The 17,791-nt window shown below is 49.4% G+C and carries 15 protein-coding genes and 1 riboswitch; of the genes, 1 reads left to right on the top strand and 14 read right to left on the bottom strand.

The window, feature by feature from the left end:
* Positions 1-58: 58 nt before the first annotated feature.
* From MCG46_RS09165 to MCG46_RS09115, 10 genes are all read right to left on the bottom strand, one after another.
* Entirely contained in the window at positions 59-1,195 is a 1,137-nt protein-coding gene (locus MCG46_RS09165; protein ID WP_240279558.1) for a glycosyltransferase family 2 protein, read from the bottom strand.
* Positions 1,135-2,241 carry a collagen-like protein gene (locus MCG46_RS19490; RefSeq protein WP_275890964.1) on the bottom strand — a complete coding sequence of 369 codons (1,107 nt, stop codon included), beginning with the start codon at positions 2,239-2,241 and terminating at the stop codon, positions 1,135-1,137. Before MCG46_RS19490 ends, MCG46_RS09165 begins: the two co-directional genes overlap by 61 nt.
* Before the next feature lie 216 nt (positions 2,242-2,457).
* Positions 2,458-3,795, bottom strand: a complete 1,338-nt coding sequence (locus MCG46_RS19485; protein WP_275890963.1) for a BclA C-terminal domain-containing protein — start codon at positions 3,793-3,795, stop codon at positions 2,458-2,460.
* Between the two features lie 220 nt (positions 3,796-4,015).
* Positions 4,016-4,753: a DeoR/GlpR family DNA-binding transcription regulator gene (locus tag MCG46_RS09145; protein WP_240279556.1), complete on the bottom strand. Its 738-nt coding sequence runs from the start codon at positions 4,751-4,753 to the stop codon at positions 4,016-4,018.
* Positions 4,754-4,785: 32 nt separating this feature from the next.
* Positions 4,786-6,012: a hypothetical protein gene (locus tag MCG46_RS09140; RefSeq protein ID WP_240279552.1), complete on the bottom strand. Its 1,227-nt coding sequence runs from the start codon at positions 6,010-6,012 to the stop codon at positions 4,786-4,788.
* 9 nt (positions 6,013-6,021) lie between these two features.
* A complete protein-coding gene (locus tag MCG46_RS09135; protein WP_240279551.1) occupies positions 6,022-6,438 on the bottom strand; it encodes a PTS sugar transporter subunit IIA in 417 nt (138 codons plus the stop codon).
* 41 nt (positions 6,439-6,479) lie between these two features.
* Entirely contained in the window at positions 6,480-7,277 is a 798-nt protein-coding gene (locus MCG46_RS09130; protein WP_240279549.1) for a PTS system mannose/fructose/sorbose family transporter subunit IID, read from the bottom strand.
* Positions 7,270-8,049: a PTS mannose/fructose/sorbose/N-acetylgalactosamine transporter subunit IIC gene (locus MCG46_RS09125; RefSeq protein ID WP_240279547.1), complete on the bottom strand. Its 780-nt coding sequence runs from the start codon at positions 8,047-8,049 to the stop codon at positions 7,270-7,272. Before MCG46_RS09125 ends, MCG46_RS09130 begins: the two co-directional genes overlap by 8 nt.
* A gap of 17 nt (positions 8,050-8,066) precedes the next feature.
* Positions 8,067-8,543, bottom strand: coding sequence for a PTS system mannose/fructose/N-acetylgalactosamine-transporter subunit IIB (locus MCG46_RS09120; RefSeq protein WP_240279545.1), 477 nt, complete (start codon positions 8,541-8,543; stop codon positions 8,067-8,069).
* A 16-nt stretch (positions 8,544-8,559) separates the two neighbouring features.
* Positions 8,560-9,474 carry a 1-phosphofructokinase gene (locus MCG46_RS09115; RefSeq protein WP_240279543.1) on the bottom strand — a complete coding sequence of 305 codons (915 nt, stop codon included), beginning with the start codon at positions 9,472-9,474 and terminating at the stop codon, positions 8,560-8,562.
* A gap of 446 nt (positions 9,475-9,920) precedes the next feature.
* On the opposite strand from MCG46_RS09115, the gene MCG46_RS09110 reads away from it, so the two are divergent.
* Positions 9,921-11,336 carry a carbon starvation CstA family protein gene (locus MCG46_RS09110; protein WP_240279540.1) on the top strand — a complete coding sequence of 472 codons (1,416 nt, stop codon included), beginning with the start codon at positions 9,921-9,923 and terminating at the stop codon, positions 11,334-11,336.
* A 212-nt stretch (positions 11,337-11,548) separates the two neighbouring features.
* On the opposite strand, the gene purB is transcribed toward MCG46_RS09110, so the two are convergent.
* From purB to MCG46_RS09090, 4 genes are all read right to left on the bottom strand, one after another.
* A complete protein-coding gene (gene purB, locus MCG46_RS09105; RefSeq protein WP_240279538.1) occupies positions 11,549-12,844 on the bottom strand; it encodes an adenylosuccinate lyase in 1,296 nt (431 codons plus the stop codon).
* A 16-nt stretch (positions 12,845-12,860) separates the two neighbouring features.
* Positions 12,861-14,264 carry an amidophosphoribosyltransferase gene (gene purF / locus MCG46_RS09100; RefSeq protein WP_020223454.1) on the bottom strand — a complete coding sequence of 468 codons (1,404 nt, stop codon included), beginning with the start codon at positions 14,262-14,264 and terminating at the stop codon, positions 12,861-12,863.
* Entirely contained in the window at positions 14,261-14,983 is a 723-nt protein-coding gene (gene purC, locus MCG46_RS09095; RefSeq protein WP_240279536.1) for a phosphoribosylaminoimidazolesuccinocarboxamide synthase, read from the bottom strand. The genes purF and purC overlap by 4 nt, the downstream gene beginning before the upstream one ends.
* 177 nt (positions 14,984-15,160) lie before the next feature.
* A riboswitch (purine riboswitch) is annotated at positions 15,161-15,259 on the bottom strand.
* Positions 15,260-16,066: 807 nt separating this feature from the next.
* Entirely contained in the window at positions 16,067-17,782 is a 1,716-nt protein-coding gene (locus tag MCG46_RS09090) for an ABC-F family ATP-binding cassette domain-containing protein (protein ID WP_240279534.1), read from the bottom strand.
* Between the last annotated feature and the right edge of the window lie 9 nt (positions 17,783-17,791).

The following is a 17,791-nucleotide window of genomic DNA, read 5'->3' as shown; positions in this document are numbered from 1 at the left end:
TTTTTTAATGATATTCTGTATTCCTAGTCAGCTCCCATTCATTTTAAACATGCCGCATTCAGTTTTTCAGATCCAGTTTACTTTTCAGATAAGCGCGATTATGCAGATAAGAAGGATCCTGCGGCTTTAAATTTCCAGCCTTCTCGTTGGCCTGCCAGGCTTGATCCCACTGCCGCATCTGATCATAGCAGCAGCACAGCCCAATCCAAGGGATATATCCATAACAATCCAGGTTGACAAATCCTCCCTGGTTTAGTGGAACCGGTATTGTTGTAGCCAGACGATACCAAAAAACTGCGCACTCCCAATTCTTTTCGAGATAGAAATAATGCCCCAGTTCGCAGCAGATTTCTCCCCGTGCAGGAGCATAACGAAACGCCTGAATTAAACTGGAAAATACTTTTTCCCTTTCCTTCAGCGCCTGCCAGCATCGCGCCATCCCCAGACAGGCATCAATTTTGTTTTCTTTCCAGCCTGCCGGATCATTCAGAAAGATTTCATATTCCTTCAATGCAGCTTCATAGGATTGATGATCGGTCAATTCCCGAGCGTAATAATACCGTTGCCGACAATCCAGGGAACCCTTGCTTTTCAATTTCTCCAAAATCCGCAGATTTCGCTGTGGATCTGCGCAGTGCAGCTTATGGTGTTCTATCGCGATGTCGCTGATTCTCCGTCGTGAGGAGAACGGAATTGTTTCATGCACCGCTCCCTGCCAACGCAGATGCGCCGCCCGGCGAATTAGACGTTCCCGCGGAAAGCAGAACGTCGGACGCCCCTCGCTGTCAAAGCCCGTGCGATACTGCATAATCACCATATCACAGTGGTCATCCAAGGTTTGCTTTAGAGCCAGCAATTTCTCCAACTGATCCGGCGGCACAACATCATCAGCATCTAACCAGAGAATAAAATCCTGAGTTGCTTGATCAAATGAGAAATTCCGAGCTGCGGCAAAATCATTTGTCCATGGAAAATCAACAAGCTTGGCATGATGCTGAGCGGCAATTGACCGAGTACTGTCCACCGATCCTGTATCCACAATGATGATTTCCTCAACGGCTTTTTCAACACTGCTCAAGCAACGATCTAAAACATCCTCTTCATTTTTAACAATCATACACAAACTGATCGTGATCATCGCTGCTCTCCGGTTAAAGTCCTGCGCAGTTTCAGGATCGCCAACGTCAGCGTACATTCGGTGACTTCACCGCTGGAATTGAACGTAAGAGAAAACATCGTTTCGGAAGGAACTTCAAGAATCATCGATACGGCACCAAAAGCACTGGATCGGGATTCAGAAGACGTCATATAATAAATTCCATATTCTATATGGGCTGCCCCATTGTAAAAGGGTGTAACCTGAATAAAATTGGCGCCTTTGACTAAACAGGATACCTCATAGGCAATCCAGTAAAAGCCCGGCTTTAATGCAATCCTTGTCGAATTATTCAATACGATATTTCCAGTAGAATCCGCTGTCTGAATTCCCATTGGAATTAATTGCGCTTCTTGAAATACTGCCGCAAAGTTAATAAAAGAAGCAAAAATATCTTCAGGTACGATCCCTTCCGGTCCGCTTGGGCCGGTAGGTCCAGTCACTCCGGCAATTCCTTGGGCACCCGTTGGACCGGTGGGACCAGGAATTCCCTGCAGTCCCTGGGGTCCCTGAGGTCCTGGCTCTCCTGCTGCACCCGTTGGCCCAGTAGATCCCGTTGGACCTGGAATACCTTGAGGTCCTTGGGGTCCTGTCGGACCTTGTTGTCCGGTTGGCCCCGTTGGGCCTTCTAAGCCCTGCATACCGCGAGGACCAATTTCTCCGGTTGCACCCGTTGGGCCAGTGGGACCTGGAATCCCCTGCAGTCCTTGTGCCCCCTGGACTCCTGGCTCTCCTGCTGCGCCCGTTGGCCCAGTAGATCCCGTTGGGCCTGGAATACCCTGAGGTCCTTGGGGTCCTGTCGGACCTTGTTGTCCGGTTGGGCCGATGGGACCGGTTGCTCCCGTAGGTCCTGTGACACCCATTGCACCCGGAATGCCCGCTAGGCCAGTTGGACCCGTGGCTCCAGTTTGTCCCGGTATACCCTGAGGGCCTTTACAGCCGCGTGGTCCCCGTGGTCCGGCAGGTCCGGGACATCCTCGAGGTCCGCGGGGTCCTGTAGGGCCTGGACATCGGCAGCAAGCCTTTTCATCCTCGGTTTCCGATTCAGACCAATCCAAGGATAAAGCATAATCCTGATTCTTCATAGAGTCACCTGCTTTCGATCATCCCAGATTATGCCGCGATAAGCCTTCATTACCAGATACAGGCCCAGAAGACATCCATAAACCGCTTCCGCCTACAAAAACAGTCAGATGTTCAAACTGAACAAACCGACTGTTTAAAAAAACACCTGAAATTAAATTGATTACCTTGTCCCGGGCTTCATTCGGCCGCCGGCTTAGAGTAGAAAGCCTGCTTTTTCAGGATGAAGCGGTTGGTAGCGTATCCAGTTTTTTGACACTCAGCGTTGCGGTCACTCCGCTGCTCAGCGTCAAAGTCAGTTCCAGAGTAGATTCGACTTCAATCGTTAACATATCCCCTGCTGACAAAGCTTCCAATACGCTTCCTGAATAGATAGATTCAACGCCAATTGCCAAAATATGCGTTTCTTCAGTACTTGGGATTATCGCTCCGTTATTTCTGACCGACAGGGTAACCGCCGCTCCCAAGGAGGAGGAAGCGTTAAACATATAGTTAATTTCGTAAACCCCTGATTCTTCAATGGTCAGACTGTCCGGCATGTTGAACGTAACATTTTCTGCCGGCATCAGATCCGGCAACGGCAGCATAAGTGGTGCATTGGCAGCCAGATTCAGTGTTTGCGCTGCCGTGTTGTAGCGTCCGCCGTAGCTTATCAATCCGCCCCCTGCACCGCCGGTCGGACCTGTCGGGCCGGTTGGACCTTCCAAACCTGTGGCTCCGGTCGGACCGGTTGGGCCTTCCAACCCCTGAATGCCAGTCGGACCGATTTCTCCGGTGGCCCCGGTTGATCCGGTTGGACCTATTGGACCTGTCGGACCTGTGGGACCTGTGGGACCTGTGGGACCTGTGGGACCTGTGGGACCTGTAGGTCCTGTTGCTCCGGTAGCCCCTGTAGCTCCGGCAGGACCGGTTGCACCGATTGCTCCCGTTGGGCCCGTTGCTCCAGTTGCTCCAGTTGAACCTGTTGGACCGGTGGCACCCGTTACTCCCTGAATGCCAGTCGGACCGGTTGGGCCGGTCGCTCCAGTTGGTCCTTGAATTCCCTGCGGGCCGGTGGCTCCGGTATTTCCCTGCAGACCTTGAACTCCAGTCGGACCGGTCGGACCCGTTAAGCCAATATCACCTGGTATACCCTGGGGTCCCTGCGGACCGATAGGCCCCTGAGCTCCGGTTGGGCCACGTGAACCCGTCGGACCTGAACTTCCCTGCGGTCCAGGATATCCGCGCGGACCGATGGGACCCCGCGCACCGGTTGCCCCTTGTGGTCCTGTTGGACCGATCTCGCCTTGAGGACCCTCATAACCACGGCAGCCGCGAGGGCCGGTTGGACCTTGTTCTCCTCGACAGCCGCGCGGACCCTGCGGTCCAGGCATGCCTGGACATCCTCTTGGTCCAGTCGGGCCTGGTTCCCCCTGACATCCCCGCGGGCCTTGAGGACCCGTTGGGCCGGTGGCACCGGTACAGCAAGGTTTCGGTCGCGGCGGACAACAAGAACAAGTATCTTCTTCCTCCTGCCAGTCAATCGGCTGACAGGCATGCCGTCTTTCATCGTTCATCATCTTCACCTGCTTTCTGAATGAGATTTTCATTCAGTCCATACTATGATGATTTTCTTTCCGCACTTTGACGACGGCCTATCTGACAGTCAATTCCTTTTCAGCCTGAGGACTCAGAGCTCTGCATTTCGTACCGCCTGATTACAGAACCGATCCTCTAATATATCAAAAAAGCTGTCTCTTCCGCAGAAACAGCTTTTCTATACGAATTCCGCTCAGATCAGGACGCTACAATGCAGTCGAGAAGACGATAATCAAAATCCTCAATTTTTTCATCCACAATGACCGTAACTTCATCCAAATCCGCAAAGTGGACAAAACACAGCTTATTGAATTTGCTTTTATCTGCAAGAATATATGTCTTTTTTGCCCGCTGAATCACCATTGACTTGGCTTCCCCTTCATATTCTTCCGGAGTTGTAAACCCTGCTGCCGGATGCACACCGTTGGTCCCCAGTAAAGCGATATCAAAGTTCATATTGCTGATCTGACTCACCGTTTCCTTGCCTGTAACCGCAACGGTATTCGGCTTGATAAAGCCACTTAAAACGAATGTCTTGATGTTGCGCTGCGACAGCTTCGTCAAGTGCGGAATTCCTGTCGTCACGACCGTAATCTCCTTCGCTTTGATGTAATCGATCAGATTGTATGTGGTTGTTCCGGCGTCCAGAAAAACAATCTGTCCATCCTGAATCAAAGAAGCCCCATAGCGTGAAATTTTCTCTTTCTCTTTGACATTCAATAAGGATTTCATATTCATGGATTTCTCCGTGCGCTGGGCATCGATCATCCGCGCCCCACCGTGAAATCGGGCGATCAGCCCATTATCCTCCATATAACAAAGATCCCGGCGAATGGTCGCTTCCGATACATGAAGAGCCTGAACCAATTCCTCTACCGTCACAATGTTCTGTTTTTCACACAGTTCTAAAATGCGGCTCCAGCGTTTGTCCTTCATCCCGATTTCCTCGCCTTCTCAAACTTCTGATTTCACTGCAAGGCCTGGATAATCGCATCGGCATAGGCATCCGGTATGCCCGCCGGATAATCCGTGACGTTGCTTTCCTGTGAGAATCCTTCGTAGGCTTCTTTCTCAATCATATAGCCTAAATCACACGGATCAACATATCCCCAGACAAGGCAGACCTTGGCAGAAGAAGCCGCCTTAATCCGCAAGCCCAGAATTGAGCCCAGCTCGCCCGGCACCGCAACAATCTGAAGATCACCAAAGGTATAAATCCAGGCTGGCATCTTCCGCTCAACATGCCGGCTTCCGGCCGCAATCTTCCGCTCAAAGCTTTGAATTCCAGTCACTAACAGCTTAACGGTATCAAAATTCGTTTCGGTTTCCAGCTGCTTTTCGAACTCCGCCTTCTTCATCGCAAAACGCTCAGCATCAATATCATAGACCGCAGGATAAACAACTGTGCGGCACTGGATTTCTGTGAGCTGCAGCGTTTCCCAAGGTGTCTGCTTCTTGCGAATCTGATCGACAATTGCAGCGGCCTGCCGTTCAACTTCATCAAAGAGATTGCTTTGACGATATTGCTTGTTGCCCATATCACCGGCATTGCCCTGGGCCATCAGCACCGGAACATCGAACTGTTTTTGCAGCAGTCTGCGGATTTCGCCGAACAGATCAGCGCTGAGATCCATGAAATTGGGCCCGAGAACCGTACAGTGATGCGCCAGGGTACAATACAGAGCGCTTAATTGTCCCTGTTCAAAAAAGCCTAAAAGATGCACCATTTTATCCGATTGTTTATTGCGGTCATTGCGGTTGGAATACAACCCGTCAATCATGACCTTGCTGTAACGAACCTCCACCTCGATGCCGGGATCACGGTAGGCTTCGGCAATCGCTGCGGAAACGCGGTCAACCAGCAGATCACAATATTCCGGATCTGTTGGCCGATCATAGTAGCTGCCCACCAAGGGTCCGCTGTGCGTATGCGTGGCGCCCAATATCATCTCTTCAGGTTTTAACGTCACACCCTTGTCCGCTGTTTTATCAAGAATCTGCCGGGCTAAATCAGCTTGAACACCACTGACATCCAGACTCGCCCAAATCATCTTTTTCTCATTCAGGGTCAAAGCCAGAACTGTCGCTGTAATGGGATCATGAACGTGTTCATAAACTTGACTGCGCTGAACATATCCGCCTTGCCAGCATGGCCGCAGCGGAGTAATATCACATTGACGTACTGCTATTTTCATGATAGCCTCCTATTCATCCTCTTCAGACATGGTGAACGAAAGGGAATCCGCACAAAGGATGGCTTTTTGGGCAGCTTTGATTTTTGCATCAATCAGCGCTGTCGTCCACGCTTGCCCCGTCGCTGCTAATTCGAGTACCAGCGGCAGATTCATTCCGGTAATGACGGTCACGTTATCCCAATCCCCGAATTGAAGCATGACCTGCTGATGGACGCTGCCGTAAGCGATATCTGTAAAGATCAGCACTTGTTGATCTGCGGTGATTGAGTCAGCAAGCTGGGATAATTGTGCTTCGCTGTCCACACCTTCAGTATAGAATGGAATCGCTCTGATCGGCATCGCCTGATCGAGGGAAAAGATCCTAAGTGTATCCAGCATCCCCTCGCACAGCCGCCCATGACTGCATAAAATAATTTGTTTGTTCATGCCTGACCCCTTTCGTTCTTCCTGTAAATCAATCGGCTGGATCAGCCTAAAATACCCAAAGCAGAACCTGCGATGCTGACGATCAAGACCGCAAAGACCAGTGTCGTCATGCTGACTTTTTTCTTGCCCAACAGTTTATAGCAGATAAAGGTCAGCAGCACGGGGATCATGCACGGCATAATCTTGTCAAACTGTTCCTGAATGGAAAGTGAGGTGCCGGTCGCAAAATTGATGATCATCGGAACCTTGACAGAAATAACCGAAGGAATCAAAGCACCGACAACAGTTAAGCCCAGGATGGAACAAGCGTCAGTCAGAACCTGCAGCGTTGATTTCAGTTCCGTGATCAAACGCGTGCCTAAAGTATAGCCCCACTCGAAGAATTTCAGACGGAACAGCGTCAGGGCTACCGCAAACAGCGTCCATAAAATGATTCCGGTCGCATTGCCTTCCAAGGCCATCGGTGAAGCAATGGATGCCCATATTGTCGGGATTACAACCCAGAACAGCGTATCACCGATCCCGGCCAGCGGTCCCATCACTCCGGTTTTGAAATCCTGAATCGTTTCCGCACCAGCCCGTCCGAGCTGTTCTTCCATGCCCAAGGCCGCGCCGAGTACGATCTGGCACATATAAGGCTGGGTATTAAAATATTTGAAGTGGTTATTGATCGCCGCCACATAATCGTCATCATCCGGATACAATTTGCGCAGCGCTGGTGCCAAGGCATAGACGACGGCCTGTCCGAACTGGACTTCATAACAGAATGAGGACATCGGCATAACCATCCAGCGGAAGCCGGCCTTGTTGACATCTTTTTTAGTTAATATTTTATTCATCTTCCAATCCTCCTGCCGCAGCTACTGCCGGTGCATTCTGAGTTCGATCATAGTAATACTTAAACGCCAGGCCGAAACCAATGATCGCAACACCTAAGGTTCCGACACCCATATAGGCATACATCACAAAGCCGATGCACAGATACAGGAAATTCTTCTTTACCGGCATGTAGTTGAGCAGCATCGCCATACCAGTAACTGGCAGGATCTTGCCGGCGACGGTCATTCCGTTAAACAGCCAGGCTGGCATTGCGCTGACAATCGCTTCGGTAACGGTTTGACCTGCTAACAGTACGATCAAAACCGGCAGCAAAAACTTTAATGACATCAGCACCAGATGCAGATACAGAACGTTTAAGCTCTGACTGAATTTCTTCTCGTTGACCAGTTTCTGTGACCAGCGCATGACATAGCCGTTGAGAATTTTGTGCAGGATATCCAGGTTGACATACAGCATGCCTACCGGCAATCCGATCGCCAGGCCGATTTCATAGCCTTGGCCGGACTGGATTGCCACGATGGTTGTGATGATCGTTGTGATCAGATAGTTTGGAACACTCGCTCCGCCTAAACCGACGACGCCCATCGACATCAGCTGCAGCGTGGCGCCGATGAACATGCCTTGGGTCATATCGCCGAGAATGGCGCCGATCAGCGTCCCGGCAACAACTGGTTTGGAAATCAGCTGGGTCTGCGGACCGCCGCTGTCCAGAGCGATGATTTCAGTAATGATAAGAATGAGGATTAACTGCAGAATTGTTAAACCAAACATAGTACTCTTCCTCCTGATTAATGAATAATCTTAGACAACTCCACCGGCGTCACCGATGGTGCATGCTGAACGATGATGCGCGTGCCCATCTGCTGAATATGGCGGCAGACATCCGCTTCTTCTTCACTGATATAGGCACGGTTGCTGAGCTTGATGCCTTCGTTAAGACGGTCGGTCGCGCCGATGATCAGCTCCGGAATCGGGACACCGATTTCCAAAAGCGCCGCGAAAACCTGAGGCGTCTTCGCCAGAATGAAGATCCGCTGACCTTCATATTTGTTGTTTTTGAAATTTTCCAGAGCTTTCGCCAGCGGAATGATGCTGGCAGCATATCCGTCGGGTTTGGCAAACATCATCATTTCTTTTTTCTTTGGATTGTTGGCGACTTCATCGTCGATGACCATGATGCGCTGGCAGTCAGCCTGCGGCAGATACTGGGCGATCACGATGCCGTGCAGAAGACGATTGTCGATGCGGGCCATTGTAATTTTCATAAAGGTTCTCCTTCGCTTAATTCTGGTATACTTTCACGCTGTCCTTCAACTGTTCGATCCGGGCATAATCCGCCAGTCCTACTGAAACGGCCGTTGCCTCCCCCGCTGCTCCTGCCCATAAAAGAGCTTCCTCAATCGTACAGCCCTGATCTAAACGTCCGACAAAGGCTGCCAGCATGCTGTCGCCGCAGCCTACGGTATTTACAGCTTCAAGCGGTGGGTGAGCGATCGTCCAATGCGCTTGAGCTGTATGATACTGTGCCCCGTCAGCTCCGTTGGAAAGCAGGATTCCGCCGACTTTCATCGCTAAAAGCTGATCGATCAGCGATTGAGAGGATATCGGAGAAGGGGACGGAAGATCAAACATGGCATACAGTTCTTCAACATTGGGTTTGATCAAATGCGGCCGGCAGCGGGCTAAGGTTTCGGCTTTGATGCCCGGAATATCCAGACCTAAATAAGCCTGCTGCTGATGAACCAGCGACGCGGCTGCCTCTAAGAATTCTGTATCCACAGCCTGAGCCAGACTGCCGCAGATCAACAGCCAATCTCCCGGCTTTAACTGTGTCAGTTTGGCCAATAACGCACGCTGATGGTCTTTGTTTACGATCGGACCGGGTGTGTTGATATCCGTTTCCTGATGATTGCGCAGCTTGACATTAATTCGGTTCATCGTCTCAATTTCTACAGCGTCCAAGCGAATCCAGGGATATTGACGCATCTGTTCGCGAATAAAGTTCCCTGAAAAGCCGCCTAAAAAGGTCGTCGCCACTGAAGCAATACTCATTTGATTAAGAATCATGGAAACGTTGAGTCCCTTGCCTCCGGCTAAGCAATAAGCTGAATCCGCCCGCTGAACGCCGCTGACCAGGCTGTTGGAAAGTTCCAGATAGTAGTCGATCGAAGGATTGGATGTGTGTGTAACAATCATGAATTCACATTCCTCCAATCAGTGTAAGCGCTTAACTGATTTCATTATAAAAAGTTCGTTCATTATAATCAACACTTTTTGATCATTTTATTAAAACAATCAAGCATATGATCAGATACAATCAAAACTATGATTATTTCCCCGTTTTTTTACCTCAGAGTTCCGCTTTTTGCCCTTCCTGCTTCCTGATGATTGCTTGTCTTTGTTTGTTTTCTCAGATTGCATTCGCATGAAACTCGATTTTCTTCGGCTGGGCAAAAGCTCATTCTTGTTTTATAATGAAAGCGTCGTGTTAGATTGAATCCGAGAATATAACGCCGTCTTATATCAATCGGCTGAAAGTCGGTCTTAGGACTTTGCTTTCTTCCAGAGTCTTCTGCTATTTCTGATCCTGCGGCGTCCCTGACAAAGTCTGACCTAATACTATGATAAGGAGCTGAATTCTTTTGATTACATTTCTTGTTTCATTATTCCTTCTGATCAGCGGCTATTTTGTGTATGGCCGATTCGTTGAACGGATCTTCCAGCCAGATACACGTCCGACCCCTGCCATTCAATCGGCAGATGGTGTGGATTACGTCGCCATGCCAACCTGGAAGGTATTTCTTATCCAGCTGCTCAACATTGCCGGCACCGGCCCCATCTTCGGGGCTTTGATGGGCGCTGTTTTCGGTCCTGTCGTTTTCCTGTGGATCGTATTTGGCTGTATCTTAGGCGGAGCTGTGCATGATTATTTCACCGGCATGATCTCAGTCCGGTACAATGGCGCAAGTATTTCCGAGATCGTCGGTCAAGTCCTGGGCCGCGGCATGAAACAGGTTATGCGCATTTTTTCGGTTTTGCTTTTGGTTTTAGTGGGAACAGTATTTGTGACCAGTCCGGCAACTTTGCTTGCGCTGCTTACACCGGATAAGCTGAGTGTTGCTTTTTGGGTAGCTCTGATCCTGTGCTACTATCTGCTTGCCACCCTGCTGCCGATTGATAAGCTGATTGGAAAATTATATCCGGTTTTCGGAATTGTTTTGCTGGTTATGGTCGTGGGCATTGCTGGGGGACTGATCGTGCAAGGATACCCGCTTCCGGAGTTGACGCTGCAAAATCTTCATCCAGCCGGAAAGCCGGTCTGGCCGTATCTGTTTGTCACTGTGGCCTGCGGCGCTGTTTCAGGTTTTCATGCGACGCAGTCGCCGATGATGGCGCGCTGTATGCGCAGTGAACAGGATGGCCGCAAAGTATTTTACGGTGCGATGATTGCCGAAGGTGTGATCGCATTGATCTGGGCCGCTGCCGGTGTTGCTTTTTATGGAACGACCGACGTCCTGCAGACAGCACTCAGCACCTTAGGGCAATCCGGAGTTGTTTATGAAATTTCTACATCCTTGTTGGGAACTCTTGGCGGAGCTTTAGCGATTGTCGGCGTGGTTGCCTGTCCCATCACCTCTGGCGATACGGCTTTCCGCAGTGCGCGGCTGACGTTAGCCGATTGGTTTAACCTTGATCAAAGCTCGATTCGCAAACGAGTGCTGCTGACAATCCCGCTGCTTGCGGTTGGAGCCGTCCTGACACAGCTGAATTTTGATGTCATCTGGCGCTATTTTTCCTGGGCGAATCAAACTTTGGCAATGATTGCTTTATGGGCAGCGACGGTCTATCTCTATCGGGAACGAAAAGATGTTGCGTGCCTGATCACGGCTGTTCCCGCCTTGTTTATGACAGCGGTCAGCAGTACCTATATCTTGGTTGCCAGCGAAGGCTTTCATCTTCCTCTGGCATGGGGTTATCCGCTGGGACTGGTCTTTACGCTGCTGTGCTTCATTTTGTTTTGCCGCTATGTCCGCACTCAGACAAGCGACTCAAATTAATAATCACATTCCCAGTCTGATGCTGAAAATCAGGAAACAACGGAGGCTATTCCTCCGTTTTCTTATGGTCTGCTTGGCTGTTCTATTTCGAGATGATCAGAGGCTTAAATTTCGCAGAGTTCAACATAGAAGTTCCTGATCACAAAAACTTTCCAACAAAAAAATGAGTTATTTTCTAACTCATCTTCTTGAAATTTAGTTTATTTTTAAAATTAAAGCAAGCCGACACGCTGATAAATATCATCAACATGTTTCAGGTGATAAGCAGGATTGAAACAATCGTCAATTTCAGCTTCACTCAGCAAGGCCGTGACCTTCGGCTGGGCTTCCATCAAGGAACGGAAACTGATTTTTTCATTCCATGACTTATTGGCATTCGGCTGCACCAGATCATAAGCCTCCTCACGCGACATGCCTTTTTCAATCAATGTCAGCATGAAACGCTGGGAAAAGATAACACCATAGGTTTTATCAATATTGGCACGCATGTTGTCTTCAAAGACGGTCAGCGTGTCGATAATCCGCGTGAAGCGGTTCAGCATGTAATCCAGCAGTTCAGTCGCATCCGGCGCGATAATCCGTTCAGCACTGGAATGGGAAATATCCCGCTCATGCCACAGCGCAACGTCCTCATAACTGCTGAGCATATAGCCGCGCAGAATTCGGGCACAGCCGCACATGTTTTCCGATCCAATCGGATTGTGCTTATGCGGCATCGCGCTGGAACCCTTCTGTCCCTTATTGAAGTATTCTTCGACTTCCCGGACTTCTGTGCGCTGTAAGTGACGGATTTCGGTCGCCATCTTTTCAATCGAAGTCGCTATCAAGGCCAGCGTGGCAAAATACTGCGCATGCCGGTCGCGCTGCAGAACCTGGGTTGAGATTTTAGCTGAGTGAATTCCCAGCTTTTCACAGACATAATCCTGAACAAACGGCGGCGTATTGGCAAACGTACCGACAGCTCCGGAAATCTTACCCGTTTCGACCATCGCCGCGGCTTCCTCAAAACGCTGCAGATTCCGGTTCATTTCTTCAAACCAAAGCGCAAATTTCAGACCAAATGTTGTGATTTCCGCATGGACGCCATGCGTCCGTCCCATCATTACCGTATCTTTATATTTCAGGGCCTTTTCTTTCAGCACATCCTGAAAACGATGCAGATCCCGACGCAGAATGGCATTGGCCTGTTTATACAGATAACCATACGCCGTATCCACGACATCGGTCGAAGTCAGGCCGTAATGTACCCACTTCCGCTCTTCTCCTAACGATTCAGAAACCGCGCGGGTAAAGGCGACGACATCATGTTTGGTTTCACTTTCAATTTCATAAATCCGATCAATATTGAATGAAGCATTCTGCCACAGCTTCGCCACATCCTCAGCTGGAATTTCACCCAACTGGCTCCAGGCTTCACACGCCAACAGCTCCACTTTCAGCCAGGCGCTGAACTTGCTTTCCTCACTCCAGATCTCGCGCATTTCAGGACGGGAATAACGGTCTAACATAGCTTTCCTCCTTGATTTATTTCTTTTTGATTACTTTTTGGAAACTGAACAGAGCTGTCGGATACTGACCGCTGAAACACGACACGCACAGATCGCGGGTTGGAATCGCTTCGCGCATCTGTTCAATCGTCATAAATTTCAGTGTATCGGCATTGATGTAAGTACACAGCTCGTCAACGCCCATCCGGGCGCTGATAAGCTCTTCATACGTCGAAGTGTCAACACCGTAGAAGCATGGACTGCTGAACGGAGCCGAGGCGATCCGCACATGCACCTCAGTGGCGCCGGCATCCTTTAACAGCTGAACAATCCGACGTGAAGTCGTGCCGCGCACAATGGAGTCGTCAACCATCACGACGCGTTTGCCGGAAACAATGCTGCTGATCGCGCTCAGTTTCATCCGCACGCCGCGTTCGCGCTGCTGCTGCGTCGGCTGGATAAAGGTTCGGCCGACATACCGGTTTTTGATCAATCCAATTTCATACGGCAGCCCGCTGGCTTCACTGTAGCCGATTGCCGCTGACAAGCTGGAATCCGGAACACCGATAACGATGTCCGCTTCGACATCATCGCTTTGCGCTAACAGCATCCCGGCATGACGGCGGCTTGTATGTACGTTGATGCCTTCAATGCTGCTGTCCGGACGGGCAAAGTAGATATATTCCATGGCGCACATTTTATGCTGCACCTCTTGGGTATAATGAAAGCTCTTAACACCATCGCTGGCAATCCGCACGACTTCACCCGGTTCAATATCGCGGATAAACTTCGCGCCAACAATATCAAACGCACAGGTCTCCGAGCTGATGCAGTAACCATCTTCCAAAAAAGCTAAAGACAGCGGCCGCAGCCCATTCTTGTCGCGCACGGCATACATGCAGTCCTTCGTCATGATGATAAACGCAAAGGCGCCTTCCATCTTGCGGCAGGCTCCCATGATCTTCTCAACGAAGGTGCCGGCTTCCCGCTGAATCAAGTGCAGCATGATCTCACTGTCGCTGCTGCCCTGGAAAATGCTGCCCTGATTTTCCAGATCTTCTTTTAATTCACTGGCATTGACGATCTGGCCGTTATGCACCGCGCCGAAATGGCCGGTATGTGCCCGCACCATAATCGGCTGAACGTTTTCAATCTCATTGCCGCCGTCCGTCGAATAGCGGACATGCCCGATCGCATGAATACCGTCCATCTTATTGATCGTTTCATTGTTGAACACTTCCGTGATCAGACCCTTGCCCTTGATGCATGTGATCTGCTTGCCGTCGCTGGTTGCGATCCCGGCAGCTTCCTGACCGCGGTGCTGCAGCGCATGCAGACCAAAGTAAGACAGGGAAGCGGCAGAACTGACATGATATACGCCAAATACGCCGCATTCTTCATGAATCTTTCCGGTTAAAAAATATTCGTTTTCCATTTTCATTTTGCATTCACCCACTGGCTCAGACGGCCATAAATTTCTTGATATGCTCCGATCACATCGCCCAGCTCTCTTCTGAAGCGATCTTTGTCTAGTTTCTTATCCGTTCCCTTTTCCCAGAAGCGGCAGGTATCCGGTGAGATTTCATCGGCAAGCAGAATTTGTCCCTCGCTGTCCTTGCCGAATTCCAGTTTGAAGTCGATCAGGCGAATGTTGATCTGATCGAAGATTTCCTTGAGCGCTTCATTGACCTGGGAGGTGATCGCATAGATCTGATCGAGTTCATCACGGGTTGCAAAACCCAAACCGACGGCATGCGTATCGTTGATCATCGGATCACCCAGCTCATCATTTTTATAACAGATTTCAAAGACTGGCTCCTTCAGCACAGTCCCTTCTTCAATACCAAATTTTTTGGCCATGCTGCCGGCAACGACGTTGCGGACGATGACCTCCAGCGGAACGATGCTGACTTTTCTGCACAGCTGATCCCGGTCATTCAAAGTTTCTACCCAATGTGTTCGGATTCCGCGCTGATTCAGCTGCTGAAACAAAATCGTTGTGATCTTGTTGTTGAGTACCCCTTTGTTGCTGATACTGGCTTTTTTCAATCCGTTAAACGCTGTCGCATCATCTTTGTAGTGAATAATGACCAGGTTGGGATCTTCTGAGGCATAAACCTGCTTGGCTTTACCCTCGTACATCATTTCCTGCTTTTCCATGCAATATCCTTCCTTTTCTCTCAATTGACCTCTGTAAAATAAAAAACATATTGTATCCACAATATGCACTGAAAAACTCCTAGAATGAAGTCTGCGCCTGATTCGGTCCTTTCTTCATAAAGAGTTCCTCCTTTAGGTACAACCTCGGCATTCAACCTTGACTGCTCATTTATAAAAATGGGGGAAAAGGTTACTTGTAGTCCACACATAGGCCAGTGGGTAGATACGTGTCAGCCGAAATTTGACACCTATACAAGTAATGCAAATCTGACTGCTATCAGATTTACAGGTATATAATACACTTCTTCCCCCTGCTTGACAATGATTTTTTTAGCTTTTTCATCCCTTTTTTGCCTGCGTTTCTATTCGCTTTTCAAATCCGATGACCGACATGCTGCAAAATGCGTGTCATGTCTGGATTTCATACATCAGTCATGCCTGCTCACTCGCTAATTTTAAATCGCAGATTCGTGATTCAAGGCCTGATTGTGATGGCAGCACCGCTGGTAATCCTTCTTTTTTTAGAGTCGAAGCAAAGAAAAGCGATGACAGGAAACAAAGAAGAAAAACATGATTCGGGTAAGGAACATTACTGATTTTCAACTTCGCAAATTCTTTTTATCAGTTATACTTAATAAAATCCAATATTCACAGATTTTTATAAGTTATACTTGATAAAATTCAGAATTTGCCAATATCAGACAGGTGTAGTAAAAGGAATTTGCAATAATCCTGAACAAAGTGCAAACAAGGATAATCGATCCGCTCCATCGTTATCGAATTCATCGTAAATCCAAAAGGAAATAAGGCTTTGGTTTCAGGAACACGAATGCAGACAATTTTATCATTTTATTTTTATTCCATTTTGAGCCTGATAAAGCGTCTTTCCCTTTGTTTCAATCCACGCTCGATAAGTTAACAGAGTACGACCCCTCTCTTTTGAAGCGTTGATTGACTTCATGTCCTGGCGGATCCGATTTCTCTTTGCCCGCTACTGCCGTTCATTTTGTTTTTCGTGATTTCTCTTTCCAACGATAGAGGTGAAAGAATTCTCCCTTATTCTTATTGAAGGTCGTTTCTCAGTCAGCTTTGCTTTTCGCTGAGTTCCATCCAGCGTTCTGTCTTGGCTTCCAGCTCGCTTACAAGGGCGTCGCGCTGTTGGCCTAACTGTTTCAGCTGAGCGTAATCCGTAGTCTGACTGAGTTTGTCATCCAATTTCTGAAGCTGGTCTTCCAGCTGTGGCAGCTGGACTTCAATGGCTTCCAGCTCTTTCTTTTCCATGTAAGTTAAACGGTTGGCCTTCGGCTTGTTCCGCACCGTTGTCTCCCGCGGCTTGGCCTGTTCTGATGCTGTCTGCTGCTCTAAATAATCGGTATAGCTGAGGTTGCTGAAGCTCAGGCGTCCTTCACCTTCGTAGATTAACAACCGGTCGCAGGTGCGGTCCAGAAAATAGCGGTCATGACTGACTGAAAGTACCGCTCCGGCAAAATCGTCAAGATATTCTTCCAGCAGCATCAACGTCGGAATGTCCAGATCATTGGTCGGCTCATCCAAAAGCAGAACATTCGGGGCCTTCATCAAAATTCCCAGCAGACCTAACCGGCGCTTTTGGCCGCCGGAACATTTGCCGATCGGCTGCCATTGCTGCTTGGGACTGAATAAAAACCGCTGCAGCATCTGAGCAGCTGTCACTTCCCCATCCGGCGTTTCAATCACCTCGCCGATAGAACGAACATAGTCAATGATCCGCTGGTCCGGATCCATCTCTTCCAACTCCTGCGAAAAATAGCCGATCCGCACGGTTTCACCAATCACGATTTCTCCAGCATCCGGCTGCAGCTGCCCGACTAAGAGCTTCATCAGCGTGCTTTTGCCGCAGCCGTTAGGCCCGATAATGCCCAGTCGTTCATGCCGGCGCACGATGTAGCTGAAATTATGAATCAGCGGCTGACCGTTGATCGCCTTGCTTAAATTGCGAATTTCAATCGTGGTGTTGCCTAAGCGCGAGCTGAGTGATCCCAGCTTCAGCGAATCCGGATCCTGAATCCGCTCAATCGCACTGAGCTTCTCAAAACGTTCTATGCGTTCCCGGCTTTTCGTTGACCGGGCCATCGCTCCGCGCTGGATCCATTGCGCTTCTTTGCGCAGATACGCCAGCCGTTTGCGCTCACTGGCACGCGCCATTTCCTCACGCTGTGCTTTTAACTGCAGAAACCCCGAATAATGTGTATGATAGGCGTATACCTGCCCCTGTTCAACCTCTAAAATCGCATTGGTGACACGGTCGAGGAAGTAGCGGTCATGCGTCACCATCAGCATTGCTTTATTCGATTTCATCAGCCGTTTTTCCAGCCATAGAATCATCTGTTGATCCAAATGATTGGTCGGTTCGTCTAAAATTAACAGATCGCAGGGACGGATCAGAGCGCAGGCCAACGCTACGCGGCGGCGCTGTCCGCCTGAACACGTTCCAACCGTCTGCGTAAAATCGGTCATCTTTAACTGCGTCAAAATAGACTTGGCTTCATATTCCTGCACCTCATCCTTTTTCTCAGCACTTTCCAACACCGTTTCCAGGACTGTTTTGTGCGGATCCAGCTGCGGCTGCTGCACAAGACAGGAAATTTTTTTCCCCGGCACAAGCGTCACCGATCCCTCATCCGGAGTTTCCAAGCCGGCAATCAGCCGCAGCAGCGTTGATTTTCCAGCTCCGTTAACGCCGACGATTCCCCATTTTTCCTTTTCATTGATCACCAAGCTGACATGATCCAAAACCGGATCCGCGCCATAATTTTTCATTAAATTCTC

The organism is Holdemania massiliensis, assembly GCF_022440805.1.
GTDB classification, from domain to species: domain Bacteria; phylum Bacillota_I; class Bacilli_A; order Erysipelotrichales; family Erysipelotrichaceae; genus Holdemania; species Holdemania massiliensis_A.
The sequence above is the reverse complement of the archived record's forward strand: the minus strand, read 5'-3'. Positions and strand labels throughout refer to the sequence as shown.

Bases quoted from the DNA above. Each gene is read 5' to 3' on its own strand.
- MCG46_RS09165 (WP_240279558.1), bottom strand. From the start codon at position 1,195: ATGTACGCTGACGTTGGCGATCCTGAAACTGCGCAGGACTTTAACCGG.
- MCG46_RS19490 (WP_275890964.1), bottom strand. From the start codon at position 2,241: ATGAAGAATCAGGATTATGCTTTATCCTTGGATTGGTCTGAATCGGAA.
- MCG46_RS19485 (WP_275890963.1), bottom strand. From the start codon at position 3,795: ATGAACGATGAAAGACGGCATGCCTGTCAGCCGATTGACTGGCAGGAG.
- MCG46_RS09145 (WP_240279556.1), bottom strand. From the start codon at position 4,753: ATGAAGGACAAACGCTGGAGCCGCATTTTAGAACTGTGTGAAAAACAG.
- MCG46_RS09140 (WP_240279552.1), bottom strand. From the start codon at position 6,012: ATGAAAATAGCAGTACGTCAATGTGATATTACTCCGCTGCGGCCATGC.
- MCG46_RS09135 (WP_240279551.1), bottom strand. From the start codon at position 6,438: ATGAACAAACAAATTATTTTATGCAGTCATGGGCGGCTGTGCGAGGGG.
- MCG46_RS09130 (WP_240279549.1), bottom strand. From the start codon at position 7,277: ATGAATAAAATATTAACTAAAAAAGATGTCAACAAGGCCGGCTTCCGC.
- MCG46_RS09125 (WP_240279547.1), bottom strand. From the start codon at position 8,049: ATGTTTGGTTTAACAATTCTGCAGTTAATCCTCATTCTTATCATTACT.
- MCG46_RS09120 (WP_240279545.1), bottom strand. From the start codon at position 8,543: ATGAAAATTACAATGGCCCGCATCGACAATCGTCTTCTGCACGGCATC.
- MCG46_RS09115 (WP_240279543.1), bottom strand. From the start codon at position 9,474: ATGATTGTTACACACACATCCAATCCTTCGATCGACTACTATCTGGAA.
- purB (WP_240279538.1), bottom strand. From the start codon at position 12,844: ATGTTAGACCGTTATTCCCGTCCTGAAATGCGCGAGATCTGGAGTGAG.
- purF (WP_020223454.1), bottom strand. From the start codon at position 14,264: ATGAAAATGGAAAACGAATATTTTTTAACCGGAAAGATTCATGAAGAA.
- purC (WP_240279536.1), bottom strand. From the start codon at position 14,983: ATGGAAAAGCAGGAAATGATGTACGAGGGTAAAGCCAAGCAGGTTTAT.
- MCG46_RS09090 (WP_240279534.1), bottom strand. From the start codon at position 17,782: ATGAAAAATTATGGCGCGGATCCGGTTTTGGATCATGTCAGCTTGGTG.